This is a genomic window from Arthrobacter sp. K41 (genome assembly GCF_059089645.1).
In genome coordinates, this window is sequence record NZ_JBNHEW010000001.1 from 464,855 (window position 1) to 484,582 (window position 19,728).

The 19,728-nt window shown below is 65.6% G+C and carries 15 protein-coding genes; 5 read left to right on the forward strand and 10 right to left on the reverse strand.

The features are described 5' to 3' along the window. Positions 1-54 precede the first annotated feature (54 nt). A complete protein-coding gene (gene leuS / locus AC5RTE_RS02180; protein WP_494039764.1) occupies positions 55-2,580 on the reverse strand; it encodes a leucine--tRNA ligase in 2,526 nt (841 codons plus the stop codon). A 292-nt stretch (positions 2,581-2,872) separates the two neighbouring features. Here leuS and AC5RTE_RS02185 point away from each other — a divergent pair, with 292 nt between their 5' ends. Continuing rightward, positions 2,873-5,251 (forward strand): PEP/pyruvate-binding domain-containing protein, encoded by a 2,379-nt coding sequence (locus AC5RTE_RS02185; RefSeq protein WP_494039765.1) that lies wholly within the window; start codon positions 2,873-2,875, stop codon positions 5,249-5,251. 74 nt (positions 5,252-5,325) lie between these two features. On the opposite strand, the gene glpK is transcribed toward AC5RTE_RS02185, so the two are convergent. The 3 genes from glpK to AC5RTE_RS02200 all read right to left on the reverse strand — a co-directional run bounded on the left by glpK (position 5,326) and on the right by AC5RTE_RS02200 (position 9,538). Then, complete coding sequence (glpK, locus tag AC5RTE_RS02190) at positions 5,326-6,840, reverse strand: glycerol kinase GlpK (protein WP_494039766.1); 1,515 nt, start codon at positions 6,838-6,840, stop codon at positions 5,326-5,328. 51 nt (positions 6,841-6,891) lie between these two features. Then, complete coding sequence (locus AC5RTE_RS02195) at positions 6,892-7,641, reverse strand: MIP/aquaporin family protein (RefSeq protein WP_494039767.1); 750 nt, start codon at positions 7,639-7,641, stop codon at positions 6,892-6,894. Positions 7,642-7,726: 85 nt separating this feature from the next. After that, entirely contained in the window at positions 7,727-9,538 is a 1,812-nt protein-coding gene (locus AC5RTE_RS02200; protein WP_494039768.1) for a glycerol-3-phosphate dehydrogenase/oxidase, read from the reverse strand. 123 nt (positions 9,539-9,661) lie between these two features. Between AC5RTE_RS02200 and AC5RTE_RS02205 the strand changes: the two genes are divergently transcribed. The 4 genes from AC5RTE_RS02205 to AC5RTE_RS02220 are packed head-to-tail and all read left to right on the forward strand — an operon-like array spanning position 9,662 to position 13,544. Beyond that, a complete protein-coding gene (locus AC5RTE_RS02205; RefSeq protein ID WP_494039769.1) occupies positions 9,662-10,636 on the forward strand; it encodes a sugar-binding transcriptional regulator in 975 nt (324 codons plus the stop codon). Positions 10,637-10,646: 10 nt separating this feature from the next. Continuing rightward, complete coding sequence (locus tag AC5RTE_RS02210; protein WP_494039770.1) at positions 10,647-11,516, forward strand: aldo/keto reductase; 870 nt, start codon at positions 10,647-10,649, stop codon at positions 11,514-11,516. A 7-nt stretch (positions 11,517-11,523) separates the two neighbouring features. Then, the gene (locus tag AC5RTE_RS02215; protein ID WP_494039771.1) at positions 11,524-12,453 is read left to right on the forward strand and encodes an alpha/beta fold hydrolase; all 930 of its coding nucleotides are present in this window, start codon (positions 11,524-11,526) and stop codon (positions 12,451-12,453) included. Next, positions 12,450-13,544, forward strand: coding sequence for a glycosyltransferase family 4 protein (locus AC5RTE_RS02220; protein WP_494039772.1), 1,095 nt, complete (start codon positions 12,450-12,452; stop codon positions 13,542-13,544). The genes AC5RTE_RS02215 and AC5RTE_RS02220 overlap by 4 nt, the downstream gene beginning before the upstream one ends. 3 nt (positions 13,545-13,547) lie before the next feature. On the opposite strand, the gene AC5RTE_RS02225 is transcribed toward AC5RTE_RS02220, so the two are convergent. The 6 genes from AC5RTE_RS02225 to mihF all read right to left on the reverse strand — a co-directional run bounded on the left by AC5RTE_RS02225 (position 13,548) and on the right by mihF (position 19,624). Further along, the gene (locus AC5RTE_RS02225; protein ID WP_494039773.1) at positions 13,548-15,695 is read right to left on the reverse strand and encodes a primosomal protein N'; all 2,148 of its coding nucleotides are present in this window, start codon (positions 15,693-15,695) and stop codon (positions 13,548-13,550) included. Between the two features lie 91 nt (positions 15,696-15,786). Further along, positions 15,787-17,022, reverse strand: a complete 1,236-nt coding sequence (gene metK / locus AC5RTE_RS02230; RefSeq protein WP_494039774.1) for a methionine adenosyltransferase — start codon at positions 17,020-17,022, stop codon at positions 15,787-15,789. An 87-nt stretch (positions 17,023-17,109) separates the two neighbouring features. Further along, a complete protein-coding gene (gene coaBC / locus AC5RTE_RS02235; protein WP_494039775.1) occupies positions 17,110-18,351 on the reverse strand; it encodes a bifunctional phosphopantothenoylcysteine decarboxylase/phosphopantothenate--cysteine ligase CoaBC in 1,242 nt (413 codons plus the stop codon). Between the two features lie 35 nt (positions 18,352-18,386). Continuing rightward, positions 18,387-18,647: a DNA-directed RNA polymerase subunit omega gene (gene rpoZ / locus AC5RTE_RS02240; RefSeq protein ID WP_003800778.1), complete on the reverse strand. Its 261-nt coding sequence runs from the start codon at positions 18,645-18,647 to the stop codon at positions 18,387-18,389. Between the two features lie 15 nt (positions 18,648-18,662). After that, positions 18,663-19,259, reverse strand: coding sequence for a guanylate kinase (gene gmk, locus AC5RTE_RS02245; RefSeq protein WP_494039776.1), 597 nt, complete (start codon positions 19,257-19,259; stop codon positions 18,663-18,665). 47 nt (positions 19,260-19,306) lie between these two features. Further along, positions 19,307-19,624, reverse strand: a complete 318-nt coding sequence (gene mihF / locus AC5RTE_RS02250) for an integration host factor, actinobacterial type (protein ID WP_494040136.1) — start codon at positions 19,622-19,624, stop codon at positions 19,307-19,309. Between the last annotated feature and the right edge of the window lie 104 nt (positions 19,625-19,728).

Sequence of the window (19,728 nt, forward strand, 5' to 3'; positions counted from 1 at the left end):
GGGCCCTCCTGAGTCACGGCAGGCCGCCGGGGCTTTCCGGCGGCCTGGTCCGGCTTATGCCGGGACGATGTTGACCAGTTTAGGGGCGCGGACGATGACGGTGCGGATGCCGCGGCCGTCGAGGGCGCGCTGGACGTTCTCCGATGCCAGCGCCAGTTCACGCAGCTGGTTCTTGGAGACACCGGGCGAGACCTCGAGCCTGTCCCTGACCTTGCCCTGGACCTGGACGACGGCGGTTACGGTGTCCTGCACCAGCAGGGACTCGTCGTGCGCCGGCCAGCCCGCATTTGCCACCGAGGCGGGGTGGCCCAGGACGTTCCACATGTCCTCTGCGGTGTACGGGGCGAAGAGGCTGAGGATCACCGCAACTGCCTCGGCAGCTTCCCGCACTGCAGGGTCAGAACCTCCGGCGCCGGCATCTATGGATTTGCGCGTTGCGTTGACCAGCTCCATCAGCTTGGCCACCACCACGTTGAACTTGTTGCTGTCCAGCAGGGCGGCGGCGTCCGCAATGGTGCGGTGCGTAACCGACCGCAGCGCACGGTCCCCGGCGCCGGGGTCGGAACCGGGCTCGCTGGTGACGTCCTGCGCCAGCCGCCACGCCCGGGCCAGGAACTTCGCAGAGCCGGAGGGTGAAACATCGGCCCAGTCGACGTCGTCCTCGGGAGGCGAGGCGAAGATCATGGTGAGACGGACGGCGTCGACGCCGTACTTGTCCAGTTGCTCACCGAGGTCAACGCCGTTGCCAAGGGACTTGCTCATGGCCTTGCCGCCGTTCAGGACCTGGCCCTGGTTCAGCAGGGCGCTGAACGGCTCGTCGGCGTCGATCATGCCCAGGTCGTGGATCACCTTGGTGAAGAACCGGGCGTAGAGCAGGTGCAGGATGGCGTGCTCCACGCCGCCCACGTATTGCCCTACCGGCATCCAGTCGTTGATCTTGGCCGGATCGAAGGGACCCTCCGTGTAGTCCGGGGACACAAAGCGCAGGAAGTACCAGGACGAATCCACGAAGGTGTCCATGGTGTCGGTATCGCGTTTGGCGGGGCCGTGGCAGCTGGGGCACTCGACATTAACCCAGGCCTCGGCGGCAGCCAGCGGCGATGTGCCCTTCGGCGACAGGTCCTCGCCGCGCAGGTCTGCCGGCAGGGTGACGGGCAGTTGCTCATCAGGGACGGGAACCTCGCCGCAGGACGGGCAGTGGATGATCGGGATGGGGGTTCCCCAGAACCGCTGCCGGCTGAGCAGCCAGTCGCGCAGCCGGAAGTTGACGTACTTCTCTCCGGTGCCCTGCCGTTCAAGGATGGCTATTGCCGCCGGGATGGCCTCGGCCTTGGGCAGTCCGTCCAACTCGCCGGAGTTGATCAGGGTGCCTTCGCCTGCGGTGGCGGTGCCGGACACTGCAGGGTCTTCCTCGCCGGTGTCCAGGACGGCCCGTACGGGGAGGCCGAACTTCCGGGCAAAGTCGAGGTCGCGCTGGTCGTGGGCCGGCACGGCCATGATGGCGCCGGTGCCGTAGTCGGCCAGGACATAGTCGGCTGCCCACACCGGCAGCTTCTCCCCGTTCAGCGGGTTGACGGCGTACCGGCCGGTGAAAACGCCGGTCTTTTCACGCTCGGTGGATTGCCGTTCGATTTCGGTGAGCGCCTTGACCTGCTCACGGTAGTCGTCCAGGGCGGCGGCGTGCTCGTCCGTTACCAATTCGACGGCGAGGGGCGCGTCCGCTGCGACGACGAAGAAGGTTGCGCCGTACAGGGTGTCCGGGCGGGTAGTGAAAACTGTGACGTCCTTGGCGGGCTTGCCGCCGTCGGCCCCGATCACGAAACTGACGTGCGCTCCTTCGGAGCGGCCGATCCAGTTCCGTTGCATGGCAAGCACCCGCTGGGGCCAGTGGCCCCGCAGCTCATCCATGTCATCGAGCAGCCGGTCAGCGTAATCGGTGATCTTGAAGTACCACTGGTTCAGCGACTTCTTGGTGACGGTGGTGCCGCAGCGTTCGCAGGCGCCATTGACAACCTGCTCGTTGGCGAGCACGGTCTGGTCCTTGGGGCACCAGTTGACCGGGGAATTCTTGCGGTACGCCAGGCCGCGCTCGTAGAAGCGCTTGAACAGCCACTGGGTCCAGCGGTAATACTCCGGGTCCGAGGTGTGCAGCCGGCGCGACCAGTCGGCGGAGATGGCGTACCGCTTGAAGGACGCCGCCTGGGTGTCGATGTTGGCGTAAGTCCACTCACTGGGGTGGGCGTTGCGTTTGATGGCCGCGTTTTCGGCGGGCAGGCCAAACGAGTCCCAGCCGATCGGATGCAGGACGTCGTAACCCTGCTGGCGGAGGTAGCGGGCGACAACGTCGCCCATGGCAAACGCTTCGGCGTGCCCCATGTGAAGGTCGCCGGACGGGTACGGGAACATGTCCAGCACGTAGCGCCGCTCCCGGGACCCGTCGTCGACAGGGGTGAAGACCTTAAGGTCATCCCATACCTGCGGCCACTTGGCCTCCATGGCGGCAAAACTGTACGTGCCCTCCTCGGACACCTCCGCCGACACTGCTGCTGTTCCGGTCTCTGTTTCCGGCTGAACGCCCACTGCTGCCCTCTTCTGTTCTGTTATGGCATCTGTACTGCCATAACGGCCTGATCCTCCTGCGTGCGGCCCGGAAACAGGCCCGGACACACAAAAGCCCCTCGCCATGGAGGGGCTGCCGCACGGTTATCCGCTGTTTCGGATGCCGGGCGGCTAACTAAGCAGGAGGATCGCACGCATAAAACCACTTTAGCGCACGAAGGGGCCAGGCCGGTGAGCGGCTGCGCTGTACCGTTGGCGCCGTGCCTCACTACACTGGAACCGGGCAATCGGGGTATGTTCCGGCAGGTGACTCATGGCTGATGACTTGGCTGACAACTTGGGCGATGACGCTGTTGCCGCCTTCAGTGCCAGTCACCCTGCCGGCGGCCTCTTCCCGCCGCTTGGCGGACCTTCCACGCCGACCCGGGAGGACGCCGGCGGCAAGGCCGCCGCGTTGTCCGAGCTGAAATCTGCGGGGTTTCCCGTTCCCTCCGGTTTCGTCGTGACACAACGGGCTTTGACTGCCCGTTTGGAAGATAATCAGGGCCTCTGGGACCGGCAGTTGCTGGCCGCTGCCCGGGCCGCCGGTCCCGGCCCGTACGCGGTTCGCTCCTCGGCGGCGGCTGAAGACCTGCCCGGCGCTTCCTACGCCGGGATGTATGAAAGTTACCTCAACGTGCCGGCGGCGGATCTTCCCGTTGCAGTCATCCGCTGTTTCGGGTCGGCGGATGCCGGACGTGTCCGGGCGTACCAGGAATCGCTCCGCCAGCAGCCGGCCGCCGCCCCGGATGTCCCGCCGAACGCTGCTGCGGACGCTGGAGCCGCCCGCACCGGCGCCGGAAACATGGCGGTCCTCGTTCAACAGATGGTGGACGCCGCGGCCGCCGGTGTCGCCTTCACTGCGAATCCCTTGACCGGCGCACGGGACGAGACCGTGATCTCGGCCGTCAGGGGTCTCGGGGAAGATCTGGTGGGAGGATCCGAGCATGGCGAAGAATGGTGGGCCCGCGGCGGGCTGGTCCGCCGCAGGGGTGGTGCGCCGGAGTCAGGATCCGCCCTGACGAGGGAAAGCGCGACGACGGTTGCCGCTTTGGCCGGGCGGGTCGCCCGGCACTTCGGCTGCCCCCAGGACGTGGAGTGGGCTATGGACCGTTCCGGCCGCGTCCAGGTCCTGCAGGCGCGGCCGATGACAGCCGTCCCCGTGCCGGTGGTGTGGGACGCCCCGGGGAAGGGCGCCTGGCTGCGGAACTTCCGGCTCGGGGAATGGCTGCCTGAACCGGTCACACCGCTTTTTATGGACTGGATCATTCCCTGCATGGACACCGCCTACAACGACGCCGTCTTCCGCTCGGCGGGCCTTCGGGTCCCGATGGGCAACGCCGCGGTCAACGGCTGGTACTACTTGGCCCCGCCGACACCCCGGGCTCTCCCCCATCTCATTTTTGGCGGCACGCCCCGCTCGCTGCCTTACTTTTTCAACTCCGTTATCCGCCCGATGGTGGATCCGGCCGGCGCAGACCGCACGGTACTCCGGGACCTTGAGCTGGAATGGCGAAACCAACACCTGCCGGCGTACGGGGCGCTGGTTGACGGCTACCGGGATGTCCCGCTTCCGGGAACGCTGAACGGTCTGATCAGCCTCGTTGAACAAGTAGCACGCGCCGCGGGACAATATCTGTGGTTCTTCGCCGCAACCGGCGGGGCGGCCTGGAAAATGGAGCTGGTGCTGGCCAGGTTTTGGCGCCGGCACCTCGCTCCCGCCGTTGCCGCCCGGCAGGAGCAGGGACTGCACGATGGCCTCAGCTACCAGGTGCTGCTGGGCGGCCTGGCCCCCGCGCTGCCGGCGAGGCCGGGCCATGCTGTCTACAGCCTCGACTGGTACCACCCGACGGCGGGCGAAGAACATGGTCCATCTGTACCCTCCGGCAGCGGCTCCGCGCGCGCCGCTGCCGCGGCTGACGCGCGGCGCGCCGCCGAGGAGAGCTGCCGTTCCATACTTCAGGGTTCGCGCCGCCTGCGCCGGTTCGACAGGTTACTGGCGGTTGCCCAGCACTATGCCCTGCTCCGGGAGGAACAAGCGCGCGACTTCACCCTGGGCTGGCCGCTGCTGCGCCGTTGTGCCTCGGAAATCGGGACCCGGCTGGAGCAGGCGGGTGTCATCACCAGCCAAGACGATATCTACTTCCTGACCAGGCGGGACCTGCGGCCCGATGCGCCACCGCAGCAGGAAGCCGTCGCGCGGCGCCGCGAAGAATGGCTCCGCCAACGAAAACTGGCCGCTCCCCTGGTGCTGGGCAAGCTGCCGCTGCTCGGCAACACTTTTGACCGGATGGCCAATACGGCCCGCAGCACTCCAAACCCTCCCCAGGGCACGCTGGTGGGCCACCCGGCGAGCCCCGGCCGGGCCAAGGGCCGCGTCCGGGTAGTCAAGGACCCCGGTGACTTTTCCGGATTCCAGCCAGGCGAGGTGCTCGTAGCGGGAGCAACGGCCCCGGCATGGACTCCCCTGTTCGCCCACGCTGCCGCCGTCGTAACAGACAGCGGCAACCTCGCAGCCCACGCCTCCCTGGTAGCCCGTGAGTACGGCATCCCGGCAGTAGTAGGAACAGGAACAGCCACGCAGGTCCTGTTCACCGGCCAGTTGGTAACAGTAGACGGCAACGCAGGCACAGTAGAACTTCACGGGGACTGAGTCCGCCTCAACTCCGCGAGGAAGGCGGCCCCTGCGGAATTCCAGGGGCCGCCTCGGGGTAGGTCGTGACGGACCTAGTGCACGTCCTCGTCGACCCAGTCCATCGACTTCGTCACTGCCTTCTTCCAGAGCCGCATCTGGCGGTCCTGTTCGGCCTGGTCCAGCTGGGGTTCCCAGCGCTTGTCTTCAGACCAGTTGGAGGACAGTTCGCCGAGGTCCTTCCAGAAGCCAACGGCCAGGCCGGCAGCGTAGGCAGCACCCAGGGCCGTAGTCTCAACGACCTTGGGCCGGATCACGGGAACACCAAGGATGTCTGCCTGGAACTGCATCAGCGCATCGTTGGCCACCATGCCGCCGTCGACCTTCAACTCCGAGAGCGGAACGCCGGAGTCTGCGTTGACGGCATCGAGCACTTCGCGCGTCTGGAACGCCGTGGCTTCCAGCGCGGCCCGGGCAATGTGGCTCTTGTTGACGAACCGGGTGAGGCCCACAATCGCGCCGCGGGCGTCGGAACGCCAGTAGGGTGCGAAGAGCCCCGAGAAGGCCGGGACAATGTAAACGCCGCCGTTGTCCTTCACGGAGGCTGCCAGGGTCTCCACCTCCGGGGCGCTGCTGATCATTCCCAGGTTGTCCCGCAGCCACTGAATCAGGGAACCGGTGACGGCGATGGAGCCTTCCAGTGCGTAGTGGGGCGCCGCGTCGCCGAGCTTGTAGCCCACCGTGGTCAGCAGCCCGTTCTTGGAGTGGACAATTTCCTCGCCCGTGTTGAAGATCAGGAAGCAGCCCGTGCCGTAGGTGTTTTTGGCTTCACCGGTCTGGAAGGCGGCCTGGCCGAAGGTGGCTGCCTGCTGGTCGCCGAGGATGCCCGCGACCGGGACCTCACGGAGGAGCTGGGAGGTGTGGACCGTGCCGTAGACCTCCGAGGAGGATTTGATCTGCGGCATCATGCTCAGCGGAACCCCGAAAATGCCCAGGATCTCCTCGTCCCACTGCAGGGTGTCCAGGTCCATGAACAGCGTCCGCGAGGCATTGGTGACGTCAGTGACGTGGACGCCGCCGTCCACCCCGCCGGTGAGGTTCCACAAAACCCAGGCATCGGTGTTGCCGAACACCAGGTCACCTGATTCGGCCCTCTGGCGGGCACCTTCGACGTTATCCAGGATCCATTTGATCTTGGTGCCGGAGAAGTAGGTGGCCAGCGGAAGGCCCACCTTCTGCTTGAAGCGGTCGGCTCCGCCGTCCCGTGACAGTTCGTCCACAATGTCCTGGGTGCGGGTGTCCTGCCACACGATGGCGTTATACACGGCCTCGCCTGTGGTCTTGTCCCACACCACAGCGGTTTCGCGCTGGTTGGTGATACCGACGGCGGCAATATCGTGCCGCGTCAGGCTCGCCTTGGAGAGGGCCGAGGCGATGACCTCGCGGGTATTGTTCCAAATTTCGGCGGGATTGTGCTCCACCCACCCCGCCTTGGGGAAGATTTGTTCGTGCTCCATTTGGCCGGAGGAAACGATGCTGCCGCTGTGGTCGAAAACGATGGCGCGGGTGCTGGTGGTTCCCTGGTCGATGGCGATTACATACTGGCTCATGATGACGTCCTTGTCTCTAGCGGTGTTTTGTGGGATGGCTCAGGTCAGTAGTCAGGCTGCTGCTGTGGCGATGATCGGCACGACGCGGGCAACCAGGCCGCCCAGGGCGCCGCCGACCAGCGGACCAACGATGGGGATCCACGAATAGCCCCAGTCACTGGAACCCTTGCCCCGGATGGGCAGCACGGCGTGGGCGATCCGGGGGCCCAGGTCGCGGGCAGGATTGATGGCGTAGCCGGTGGGGCCGCCGAGGGAGACACCGATGCCCACGACGAGCAGTGCGACGGCGAGCGGGCCGAGGCCGGACGGCGTCCCGCCGAAGGTGAGGATGACGAAGACCAGGACGAAGGTACCGATGATCTCAGTCACCAGGTTCCAGGAACTGGAACGGATGGCCGGACCCGTGGAAAACACGCCCAGCTTGCTTGCCGGTTCCTCTTCGGCGTCGAAGTGCTGCTTGTAGGCGAGCCAGCAGACCACGGCCCCGAGGAAGGCGCCCAACAGTTCTCCGCCAAAGTAAGTCAGCGTTGAGGCGAAATCGACGGCGACATCCGGTGCGTACTCTTCAGCGCCATTGGCCAACAGGCCCAGCGTCACAGCCGGGTTCAGGTGTGCCCCCGACTTCGCGGCCACATAGACACCCGCGAATACTGCAACACCCCATCCCCAGGTCACCATCAGGAACCCGCCGCTGTTGCCTTTGGTTCCCCTCAGGGCAACGTTGGCGACGACACCGCAACCCAGCAGGGTCAGCATCGCCGTTCCGAAGACTTCGGAAAGGAAAACAATTCCAAGAGACATCTTTGACTCCTCTATTTTCTGTTGTCAGTCCTTCGCGGGTTGAAGGACTGTGATACCGGGACGTGTCCCGGCCGGCCAGCCTGTCCTATGCGACCAGGCTGTGCGTTTCCACGCGGTGGAACCGCTGCAGCACATCCTGCGCGTGCCGGATCTCGGCTGCCCGTGCTGCAGGATCCCACTGCAAGGGATCGGCGAGTACGTCCGCCACCTCGTTAAGCAGTTCCCCCGTCACCAGGCCGCGGAAGGCCAGGGAAGTACGGCGGATCAGGACGTCCGCCAAGTGACCCACCTGTTCATGGTCAGCCATGAACTCCAGTTCCCGGACACTCAGTTCCCGTGTAGAGCGCAGCAGGCGGTCCGGCCCGCCGTCGAGGTACGCCATCACGGATTCCGCCCGCGTCCCGTACCGGGTCAGCAACCCGGCAGTGCGGTCCGCGTCACGGCCCGCCGTCATGTGGGCCTTGATCCACTTCTGCACTCCGGCCTCGTCAGCGGGAAAGTCTGCTCCGCCTCCGATGGGTAGGTGGGCCGTTGAGGTTTTTCGCTGCATGCCGAGTTCGGCGAGGACGTCATTGGTGAGGTGTTCGGCCAGCGCCCGGAACGTAGTCCACTTGCCGCCTACGAGGCTCAGGACGACGGCGCCCGCACCGGCGGTGCTGCTGCCTGTTTCCCGGCGCTCGATCCGGTAGTCCCGGGAAACGAACCCGGGCTGTGTCTCGTCATGCCGGGGCAGCGGCCGCACCCCGGAGAAGGTGTAGACAATTTGTTCGCGCGTAACGCCGATGGAGGGAAAGACGTGGCCGATAAGGTCGAAGAAGTACTCGATTTCCTCGTCCGTGCAGACAGCATCCTGGCTTAGGTCGGCGTCCACGTCCGTAGTCCCGACAAGGACGCGGTCACCCATGGGATAGATGAGGACGATCCGGCCGTCGGTGTGTTCAAAGAAGATTTCACGTCCCCCGCAGGCGGCCAGGAGTTCGGGATGGTCGAGCACGACATGCGAGCCCTTGGTGCCGCCCATGAAGGCGGAAGCTGTGCCCATGGCTTCATTGGTACGGTCCACCCACGCCCCCGTGGTGTTGACAATGACGTCAGCAGTAAAGTCGAACTCCTCCCCGGTCAGCTCATCCCGCAGCCGCACGGTGCTGCCTCTGCCCGTGCCCCGGTTGGGTTCTCCGGTCATGGATCTCAGTGACAGGTAGTTGCTGGCGCGCGCTGTGCTGCCCTGGGTGCCGGGGCCGGTTGCGCGCCCGGCCTTCTCACCGTCCTGCAGGACATCGAGCGTGAGCCGCTCAGGGTTGTGCACGGAAGCATCGAAGTAGGTGGCCGTGTACTTGACGTCCGGATGCAGGCGGGGCAGTTCCTGGAGGGCGCGTTCACGGCCGCGGAACTCGTGGCGCGGCACGGTACCGCCGTCGCGGGAAAACGAGTCGTACAGGCTGAGGCCGAGTTTGATGAGGAAGGCGCCGCGCTCCGCAGGCTTTCCCTGCTTATGGGTGAGGAACCGCAACGGCGCCGCCAGCACGCCGGTAAAGGTACTGAAGATGGGGATGGTGGTCTGCAGCGGCTTGACGTAGTGCGGTGCAATCCGCAACAGCCGGTTGCGCTCCACCACTGACTCCCGGACCAGCCGGAACTCCCCGTTTTCGAGATAACGGATGCCGCCGTGGATCATATGCGAGGATGCGCCGCTTGCCCCCTGGCAGAAGTCGCCGCGTTCCACCAGCGCAACGTCCACACCCTGCAGGGCCAGGTCCCGGAAGGTTCCGACGCCGTTGATTCCACCTCCCACCACCAGCACTTTCGCATGCGGACGGAGGCGCAGGTTGTGCACCGAGGGGCGTTCCGCTCCCGGCTTTGGTGCTGCGGCGCGGGTGGATGAATCCTTGGGTCCCAAAACGACTCCCTTGGGCGTTGTCTGAAGCAGGCACGGCTAAGTGATTGACCGTTCTCGTCTATTCTTTGGAGTAATGGAAAATGGAGTCAAGCTATATGCACAAACGTGCAGAACGGAGTCACCATGGACCCATCCAGGCACGCTGACGCCCTTCGGGCTGCACAAATGTATTACCTGCAGGACCTCACCATGGACGCAATCGCCCGCGAATTGCGGACGTCCCGCTCCACGGTTTCACGGCTGTTGTCCTCCGCCCGGGATTCGGGCCTGGTGCAGGTCCAGATCCGAAACCCCCTGGACACCGGTCCGGAGCTGGAAGGCCTGATCCGCCGCCGGTATGGAGTCGACGCCCATGTTGTTCCGGTCGTGGAAACACTGAATGACGCCGAGACCCTGGACCGGGTGGCCATGCAGGCGGCCCGCACCATCGGTCCGCTGGTGGATTCCAATGCCATCATCGGGGTCGCGTGGGGATCCACCCTCAGCGCCGTGAGCAGGCACCTGACAAGGAAGATCACCCATGACAGTGTGGTGGTGCAACTGAATGGCGCGGGAAATATGCACACAACAGGCATCACCTACGCGAGTGACATCATGCGCCGCTTCGGCAGTGCCTACGGGGCGCGGGTGGAACAGTTCCCGGTTCCTGCGTTTTTCGACCACGCCGGCACCAAGACTGCAATGTGGAATGAACGCAGCGTGCAGCGCATCCTTGAACTCCAGGCGAAGATGAGCATCGCGATCTTCGGCGTCGGATCCGTGGACGCGGACTACCCCAGCCACGTCTATGCCGGCGGGTACCTGGACGAGGCCGACCTCCGCACCCTGGCCACCTCGGACGTTGTAGGGGACGTTGCAACCGTATTCTTCCGCGCCGACGGCTCCTCGGACGGGATCGTGCTCAACGAAAGGTCCACCGGGCCGGCCCTCACCGCACTTCGCCAGGTCCGGCGCAGGATCTGCGTGGTTTCCGGTGTCTCCAAGATCAACGGGCTGAAAGGTGCACTTGCGGCGCGCCTGGCTACGGACCTGATCCTCGACGAGGCCACTGCACGCCGCCTGGTGGGCCTGGAGGGCCTTGCTGTGGCGAGTAGGTAGAGTCATGGCTATGAGGATCTCCCCGCGGCTGAGCCTGAACAACGGCGTGCTGATTGACCAGCTGGGCTACGGCCTGTACAAGGTGCCGCCATCCGAAGCGGCGGGACTTGTTGCCATGGCCCTCGGTTCCGGGTACCGCCACTTCGACACCGCAGCCATGTACGGCAATGAGTCCGGCGTGGCGCGGGGCATCAGCTCCCAGCTCGGAACGCAGCCGGGCAGCGGCGGGTCCGGCGAACTTTTCCCGGCGCCCGCCCGGGAGGACATTTTTGTTACCACCAAGGTGTGGAACGACCACCACGGCTACGATGCAACTCTGCGTGCGTTTGATACCTCGATGGTCAACCTGGGCCTGGACTACGTGGACATGTACCTCATCCACTGGCCCTGCCCAAGGCGCGGCCTGTTTCCCGAAACCTACCGCGCCATGGAGACGCTGTACCGGGAGGGAAAAGTGCGGGCCATCGGTGTCAGCAACTTCCAGCCTGCACACCTCGACCGGTTGCTGCAGACGGCAGAGGTAGTCCCTGCCGTAAACCAGATCGAGCTGCACCCGTGGCTCCAGCAGCACGAGCTGCGGAAGATTCACGACGAACTCGGTATCAGGACGGAAGCGTGGAGCCCCTTGGGCCGCGGCCGCGTGCTGGCCGACCCCGTGGTGCAGGCCTGCGCCGTCGAACACGGCAGGACCCCTGCGCAGACTGTTCTTCGCTGGCACATGGAACTGGGAAACATTGCCATTCCCAAGGCAAGTTCCGAGGCACGCATCCGGGAAAACCTGGACGTTTTCAACTTTGAGCTCACAGCCAGGGACATGGATGCGCTCGCCGGACTGGACCGCGGACAGCGGGTTGGTTCCCACCCGGACAACGTCAATTAGGACCTGCATGAAAACAACATCTCCGGGGCAGTCCCCCGCGCCCGCGTTCTTCAGCCCGGACCTGGCGGGCCGCACCCGCGCCTCTTCAGTGCCGCTCGGAGGCGGGAAGGTTTCCTACTGGACCTACGAACCCGTGCTGGTGACCCCTGAAACCCGGACCATCCTGGTGATCCACGGGTTCCGCGGCGACCACCATGGGCTCCTCCGGGTGGCCGATCAGCTCCCGGAGATGAAGATCATCATGCCGGACCTGCCCGGCTTTGGCAGTTCAGACGCGTTCGGGTCCGGTGGCCACACCGTAAGGGGTTACGGGGCGTTCATTACGGAATTCATGACGGCCCTGGGTCTGGGCGCGGACACCGTTCTGTTGGGGCATTCCTTCGGCTCGATCATTGCCGCGCATTTTGTGGCAGCCAATCCGGGCACGGTGCATCCCCTGATCCTGGTCAACCCCATCGCCGCGCCGGCGCTGGAGGGACCGAAAGGCGTGATGACCAGGCTGGCCGTGCTCTATTACCGGCTCGCGGCCCGCCTGCCCCGACCGCTGGGGCTTGCCCTGTTGCGCAGCCCTGCAATTGTCCGGGTAATGAGTGAAACCATGGCAAAAACGGCCGACCGGGACCTTCGGCGCTTCATTCACGGCCAGCACCACGCATACTTCAGTGCCTTTGCCAGCCGGGACAGCCTTCTCGAGTCTTTTACCGCCTCCGTCAGCAGCCACGTGGCCGAGGTCGCCAAGCGCCTGACCCTACCGGTGCTGCTGATCGCGGGAGAGAAGGACGAAATCGCCATGCTGCCGGACCAGCACCGGCTGGCCGCGCTGTTGCCCGACGGCGAACTCCAGGTCATCCCGGGCGTCGGCCACCTGATCCACTACGAAACTCCGGAGCCGGCCGCCCGCTACATCCGCAGCTTCCTGAAGGACCACCCCGCGTGAAAATTGTCATTGACGCCCGTTTCACCCGGACTGACCACCACGACGGCATCAGCCGCTACGGAGCCAGCCTCATTGCGGCAACGTCCAAAATCGCCGACGTTTCCATGCTTATTTGCGACATCCGCCAGCTCGCCCTGCTGCCGGACGTGCCATACACACTGATCAACAGCCCCCTGTCCCCCGCGGAACTCTTCGTTGCCCGCAGGATCAACCCGCTCGGCGCGGACGTGGTGGTCTGCCCCATGCAGACGATGGGCACCTGGGGCCGGAAGTACGGGCTGGTCCTGACCCTGCACGACCTCATCTATTACGAGCACCCCGCACCCCCGGGATTCCTGCCCGCCCCCGTGCGGTTGCTCTGGCGCCTTTACCACAAGGCGTACTGGCCGCAGCGGCTCCTCCTCAACCGGGCCGACGTCGTCGCCACCATCAGCAGGACCACCGAGGCCCTGATGGCCAAGTACCGGCTCACGCGCCGACCCGTCCGGATCATCAGCAACGCACCGCAACCGGCGCAGGAGCCCCGCGTACCGGAAGCCGGCGCCGAGCCCTCCCTTGTGTACATGGGCTCATTCATGCCGTACAAAAACGTGGAGACCATGGTGGCCGGCATGGCTGAACTGCCCGGCTTTACACTGCACCTGCTCAGCCGGATAACCCCGCAGCGGCGGGCCGAACTTGAGAAGCTCATTCCCCCGGGAGCCCGGGTGGTCTTCCGCAATGGCGTCACCGATGAGGAGTACAGCGCGCTCCTGAAAACGGCCACCGCACTGGTGAGCCTTTCACGTGCCGAAGGGTACGGCCTGCCTCTGGTGGAGGCCATGGCGCTGGGTACGCCGGTCATCGCCAGCGATATTCCCATCTTCCGCGAGGTGGGCGGCGACGCCGCGAGCTACGTCGATCCGGCCTCTCCCCTGCAGTTCGCGGACGCTGTGAAGAAGCTGCAGGACCCGGAGCGGTGGGAGGACATTTCGCGGCGTTCTGCAGCCCGTGCAGCGGAGTTCACCTGGGATGAATCGGCGCGCCAACTGGTGGACGTGGCCCACGGGATCGTGGCCCGGCGCCGCGGCGGGCAGGGCCTTCGCAGGTAGCCGCTAGAGCACGTCCACCCCGTCCAGGCGCACCTGCACAGGTTCGGTGGCGCGCTTCGCGGCCGTTGCAGCGCGGGTGGCCCGCAGGACGCGGGTCACCGCAGCAGCTTGGGCGTAGGGGAAGAACAGAAGGGTCCGGACATCCTCCGCGGAGCGGCGGGCGGAGGGTGCAGCGCTGAGGATCACCGGTGCAGGGCCTGCAGTCCGGAGCAGGACCCCGGATTGTTCCAGTTGCGCCGCCACTGCGCCGGAGAAATGCTCGACGGCGGCCCGAGGCCCCGTGACCGAGGCGATGCGCACCGCTGGAGGAAGCTGCAGCTCAGCCCGCAGGGAGAGCTCACGCCGGGCGTAACCTGCAGGATCCCACCGGAGCAGCGCGCCCACCGGGCCGGTGTCCGATGCGGTAACCACTACAAGGCCCCCCTCTGCCCCTGGACGCACCAGCGCAGCGGCGTTGAACCAGCGGCGCACCGTATCTTCACCGGCCCGCAGGGTTTCCCGGCGCAGCAGGGAGTCACCGTCCAGCAGCAAGGCCGCGGCGTATCCGTTTTCCGCGATTGGCTCGGCCCCCACCGTAGCCACTACCAGGGCGTTGCCGCTGGTTACGCGTGCCTTCACCTGGTCACCCGAGGACGTGATGACCGTCTTGCCGGGAAATGCCCGGCCCAGCTCCTCAGCCGTCCGGATCACGCCGGTTGCGCCCCTGCGCAGCTTCCGGCTGTTGCAGTGCGTGCAGTGCCACTCAGGGTCAGGAGTGGAGCACCACCGGCATTGGGGCAGGGCGTTTGTGCCACTCGGTCCGGCTACGGCCAGGGGACCCTGGCAGGCACCACAGCGTGCCGGCTCCCGGCACCTGTCACACACCAGCGACGGCGCGTAGCCGGCCCGGGCCACCTGGACCAGGACGGGACCACGTTCGAGGCCCTCCTTGGCCGCCCTCCAGGCAGCACCGGGAAGGCGGGCGATCCTGGCCAGCGGATCCCGCTCCTGCTCGAAGCTGTCCGCGGTGTTCACCACCCGCGGGACGGTGCTGCGGACCAGCGTACGGTCGGCTTCGACAGGCAGGGCCCAGCCCGTCTCGACAAGCCGTTGGACCTCGGTGCTGCGGGCGTGCCCGGCCAGGAGGCATGCCGCTCCCGCCTGTTCGGTACGCAGGAGCAGGACTTCTCGGGCGTGGGCGTAGGGCGCGCGCTGTTCGATGTGGAGGTCGTCGCCGTCGTCCCAGCAAACGGCGAGCCCCAGGTCCTTGACCGGAGCATAGGCGGCGGACCGGGTCCCGATAGCGACCCGGGCGGTTCCGGCAAGGAGCCGCAGGAAGTTCTGGTAGCGCGGCGTGGGCCCGTCCTCCGCCGTCAGGCGGGCGACGGCAGAGTCCGGCAACAGGTCCGCAACTGCCTCTTCAAGCCGGTCCAGGTCACGGTTGTCCGGCACCACCACCACGGCACCCCGGCCGGAGGCGTAGACAGCGGCAACGGCCTGGGCCAGCAGCTGCGGCCAGCCGGCGGTTCCGTAACCCTGCAGAGGATTCAGCACAGCCCTCGGTGAACCGCCATCAGTCAGGTGGCGCAGGAACGCGGAGCCGTTGCGGTAGCTGGCCCACGCATTCCCTCCACCCGGCTCCTTCGCGGCCGCAGCGTGTTCAACAGGCCCGTCGCCGGGGGTTTCCCCGGTCGCGGGATACGTCTTCTCCAGGCGCGCCACCCGCGGGGGAACCGCAACCCGGAGGACATCGCTGATGGTCCCGGCGTACCGGGCGGCGACGGCGGTGACCAGTTCGGTGATCCCGGACGTCAGGACGGGAACCGGGGAAACAACTTTCGCCAGCGGCAGCAGGGTGTGGCCGGCGTCGGACCCGGCAACCCGTTCCAGGATGAACCCGCCCAGGTCCTGGCCGTTAAACTTGACCTTGACCCTGACACCGGGCTGCGCATCCTCATCGAGGGCGGCAGGAACGCCGTAATCAAACGGCCGGTCCAGATGGGGCAGGGAGGATTCCACGAGCACCCTGGCTACCGGGAGGCGGGCAGCGAACTGCGGGCCGGTTTGCTGTTTGCGGGACGGGAAGCCCTGCAGCAGGGACGGCTGCACTGCTCCCGGGAGATCCAGTAACGGCTGTGCGGAATCGTCAGCAACCAAGGTGGCTACCTCCATTCAGCATGACCGGGTGGACGTGGCCAGTAGACCAGCCGGTCTGGCATTTCAACCGGCACCGGCATTCCCTGCAGGAACTGGACGACAGGGACTAGGCGTTGAAGAACGCCTTCAGGTCATCCACGCGGTCCAGCCGCTCCCAGGTGAAGTCGGGATCGTCCCGGCCGAAATGGCCGTGGGCCGCCGTTTTGGCGTAGATGGGGCGCTTCAGGTCCAGGGCGTCGATGATGGCGCGGGGCCGCAAGTCAAAAATCTCTGCGATGGCAGCGCTGATCCGGGCGGGGTCCACGGTTTCGGTTCCGAACGTCTCCACGTAGGTGCCCACGGGGCGCGCCTGGCCGATGGCGTAGGCGATCTGGATCTCTGCGCGCTTTGCGAGCCCGGCGGCCACAACGTTTTTGGCCACCCACCGCATGGCGTAGGCAGCTGAGCGGTCCACCTTGGACGGATCCTTGCCGGAGAAGGCACCACCGCCGTGGCGGGCCATCCCGCCATAGGTGTCAACGATGATCTTGCGCCCGGTCAGGCCGGCGTCTCCAACGGGACCGCCGATGACAAACTCGCCGGCGGGGTTAAGGATGTTCGCCGCGCGGGAAATGTCCAGGTTGGCACCTGCCAGGACCGGCTCGATGACAATGGAGGCGAGGTCCGCACGGAGCTGTTCCAGGCTTGCGCCCTCGGCATGCTGGCTGGAAATGACCACGGTTTCCACCGAGACCGGCAGGTCCCGGTCATAACCGACGGTGACCTGGGTCTTGCCGTCGGGACGGAGGTAAGGCAACTCCCCTGACTTGCGGACTTCGGTGAGCCGCTCCGAGAGGCGGTGCGCCAGCCAGATGGGCGTCGGCATGTAAGAAGGCGTTTCGTCGCTCGCGTAACCGAACATCAGGCCCTGGTCTCCGGCGCCCTGAAGGTCGTAATCGTCTTCCTGGCGTCCCTCGCGGGCCTCAAGGGAATTGAAGACTCCCCCGGCGATGTCGTTGGACTGCTGCCCGATGGATACGGACACACCGCAGCGGGCGCCGTCGAATCCGTTGGCCGAGGAATCGTACCCAATGCCCAGGATGGTTTCGCGCACGATCTGGGGGATTTCGACGTAGGCGTCAGTGGTGACCTCACCGGCCACGTGGACCAGGCCGGTGGTGGCCATGGTTTCCACCGCGACACGCGATTCCGGGTCCTTGTCCAGCAGCGCGTCGAGGATGGCGTCGCTGATCTGGTCGCAGATCTTGTCCGGGTGGCCCTCGGTGACCGACTCGGAGGTGAAGAGCCGGAGCGCGGACGGGGTGGCCGCGTGGGATGGGGGAAGGTGCAGCGGTAAAGTCACTCAACTACCTTACTGGTTGGGATCCGTACTCCCTGCAGGAGACGGCAGCAGATGTCCCTGTACTAAGCGAACGTGCGCGGGAACACGTCAGGCGCGGGGCGAAACGTGATTCAGTTCAAAGCCGATCCGGCTGATGATGGCCGCCGATACTTCCGTTTTGGTTCCGGCCGCCTCCTGGGGCTCGGAACCGGCCCGGGACAGGATGACAACGGCATTCGTGTCCTGCCCGAAGACCTTGTCAGCACCCACGTGGTTCAGCACCAGCAAATCGCAGCCTTTGCGCTCCAGCTTTGCTTCGGCATAGGCCAGCACGTCCCCCTGGCTGTCGCCGGTTTCCGCAGCGAAGCCAACAATCAGCTGCTGCCTCTTCCCGTGACCGGCGCTGTTCCGCAGTTCCACCAGTTCGTGCAGGATGTCCGGGTTGCGGACCAGGGTGATGACGGGGTCGGCGCTGTCATCACGCTTCTTGATTTTCGTGTCCGAGACCTCGGCAGGGCGGAAGTCGGCCACTGCGGCGGACATAATAACGACGTCGGAATCGGCCGCAGCCGCCAGCGCCGCCTCGCGCAGCTGCAGGGCTGTTTTCACCGGCACCACTTCCACTCCGGCAGGGGCCTGAACTTCCATGTGCGCTGCGAGCAGGCGGACGGTCGCGCCCGCATTCCGGGCGGCGACGGCCAGCGCGACACCCTGCTTGCCGGAGGACCGGTTCCCCAGGAACCGCACCGGGTCCAGGGGTTCACGGGTTCCGCCTGCGCTGATGGTGACCGTGCGGCCTGCCAGCGGCAGCTGGTAGTCAGAGTCGCCCTGGACCAAGGCCATGGCGGCATCGAAGATCACTTCGGGCTCGGGCAGCCTGCCCGGACCGGAGTCAGAACCCGTCAACCTGCCGGTGGCCGGCTCCAGCACGGCCACTCCGCGGCCCCGCAGGGTTTCCACGTTGGCCTGCGTGGCAGCATGCTGCCACATCTCGGTGTGCATGGCGGGAGCGAACAGCACCGGACCGTGGGCCATCAGCAGGGTATTGGTAAGGAGGTCGCCGGCCTGGCCGGTGGCTGCCTTGGCCAGGAGGTCGGCTGTGGCCGGGGCGATGACCACCAAATCGGCTTCATGGCCGAGGCGGACGTGGTTGACCTGATGGACGTCGTCGAAGACGCTGTTGCTGACCGGATTTCCGGACAGGGCCTCCCAGGTGGCGGTGCCAACAAAACGGGTGGCTGCTTCCGTGGGGATCACTGTGACGTGATGGCCGGCTTCAGTAAAAAGCCGGAGGAGCGATGCCACCTTGTAGGCGGCTATCCCTCCCCCGACTCCGAGGACTATGCGCACGTGAACTCCGTCAACAGCACGTCAGGCAGCAGGTATTACTCTGCAGCTTCGATCGGCGTGGAAACCAGTTTGCCTTCGTTGATCTCGCGCAGGGCGATCGAGAGCGACTTTTCGTTCAGCTTGGTGTCTACCAGCGGGCCGACGTATTCGAAGAGGCCCTCGTGCAGCTGGGCGTAGTATGCGTTGATCTGACGAGCACGCTTGGCACCAAAGATCACCAGGCCGTACTTGGAGTCTGCTGCTTCAAGCAGCGAGTCGATCGGCGGGTTGATGATGCCTTCAAGGTTCGTGGACACGAATTCTCCAAAATTCTAGCGGGCTGACCGTTCCGGCGTTCCTTGCGGATGCGGGGTCAGCCCCATGAGTGAAACAAGCTCGTCCGCTGCCCGGCGAACGTCGTCATTGATGACGGTATGGTCGAACTCCGGTTCAGCAGCAAGCTCCAGTTTAGCGGTTTCCAGCCGTTGCTGCTGTTCCTCGGGTGTTTCGGTGCCCCGGCCTACCAGCCGGCGGACCATTTCATCCCAGCTCGGCGGCGCGAGGAAGACAAACTGGGCGTCCGGAACCGCAGCCTTGACCTGGCGGGCGCCCTGCAGATCGATCTCCAGCAGCACGGACCGGCCTTCGGCGATGGCCTGGTTTACGGTGCTTTTCAGCGTTCCGTAGGTGTTCTGTCCATGGACTACTGCCCATTCCAGGAGCTCGCCGTCAGCCACAAGCCGTTCGAACTCATCCTTTGACTTGAAGAAGTAGTGGACGCCGTCAACTTCCCCCGGGCGGGGTGCCCGGGTAGTGGCCGAAACGGACAGCCAAACCTCGGGGTAGTTGTCCCGGATGAAGGTGGACACGGTGCCTTTGCCAACAGCCGTCGGACCAGCGAGGACTGTCAGTCCAGGTTTATTACGCACGTATTCCTTTGAGCCTGAGTTCGGGGAAAGCGCCGGAGGTATCCGCGCTAGTTTTCGTCTATAAAATCTACCAGCGCCCGGCGCTGGTGGACGCCCAGGCCGCGGAGCCTGCGGGACGCGGCAATGCCCAGCTGCTTCATGATGGCGGCCGCCCTGACTTTGCCAACGCCCGGCAGTGCCTCCAGCAGCTCCGATACCTTCATCCGCGCCATGGCTTCATCCTCCACGGCCGCATTGATGATGTCGGCGGCCGACCTGGCACCGTTCTTGAGGCTTTCCTTGGCCGCCGCGCGCGTTGCCCTGGCTGCCGCCGCCTTGTTCAGGGCATCAGTTCGTTCCGATGCGGATAAGGGTCGCAGCACCATGGTGGACACCCCCGGATCTGGGTGGATACGTCCACGGCGGCCGCCGTTGGACATGTCCTGAAACTACCCTTTGGTGCAGCCCGAATCAATGCATCAGCAGGAAA

What these genes read in the sequence shown, in the direction of transcription:
- AC5RTE_RS02195 (WP_494039767.1), bottom strand. Translation starts at nt 7,641, where the DNA reads ATGTCTCTTGGAATTGTTTTCCTTTCCGAAGTCTTCGGAACGGCGATG.
- glpK (WP_494039766.1), bottom strand. Translation starts at nt 6,840, where the DNA reads ATGAGCCAGTATGTAATCGCCATCGACCAGGGAACCACCAGCACCCGC.
- AC5RTE_RS02225 (WP_494039773.1), bottom strand. Translation starts at nt 15,695, where the DNA reads ATGGAGGTAGCCACCTTGGTTGCTGACGATTCCGCACAGCCGTTACTG.
- AC5RTE_RS02215 (WP_494039771.1), top strand. Translation starts at nt 11,524, where the DNA reads ATGAAAACAACATCTCCGGGGCAGTCCCCCGCGCCCGCGTTCTTCAGC.
- AC5RTE_RS02185 (WP_494039765.1), top strand. Translation starts at nt 2,873, where the DNA reads ATGGCTGATGACTTGGCTGACAACTTGGGCGATGACGCTGTTGCCGCC.
- AC5RTE_RS02205 (WP_494039769.1), top strand. Translation starts at nt 9,662, where the DNA reads ATGGACCCATCCAGGCACGCTGACGCCCTTCGGGCTGCACAAATGTAT.
- AC5RTE_RS02210 (WP_494039770.1), top strand. Translation starts at nt 10,647, where the DNA reads ATGAGGATCTCCCCGCGGCTGAGCCTGAACAACGGCGTGCTGATTGAC.
- mihF (WP_494040136.1), bottom strand. Translation starts at nt 19,624, where the DNA reads ATGGTGCTGCGACCCTTATCCGCATCGGAACGAACTGATGCCCTGAAC.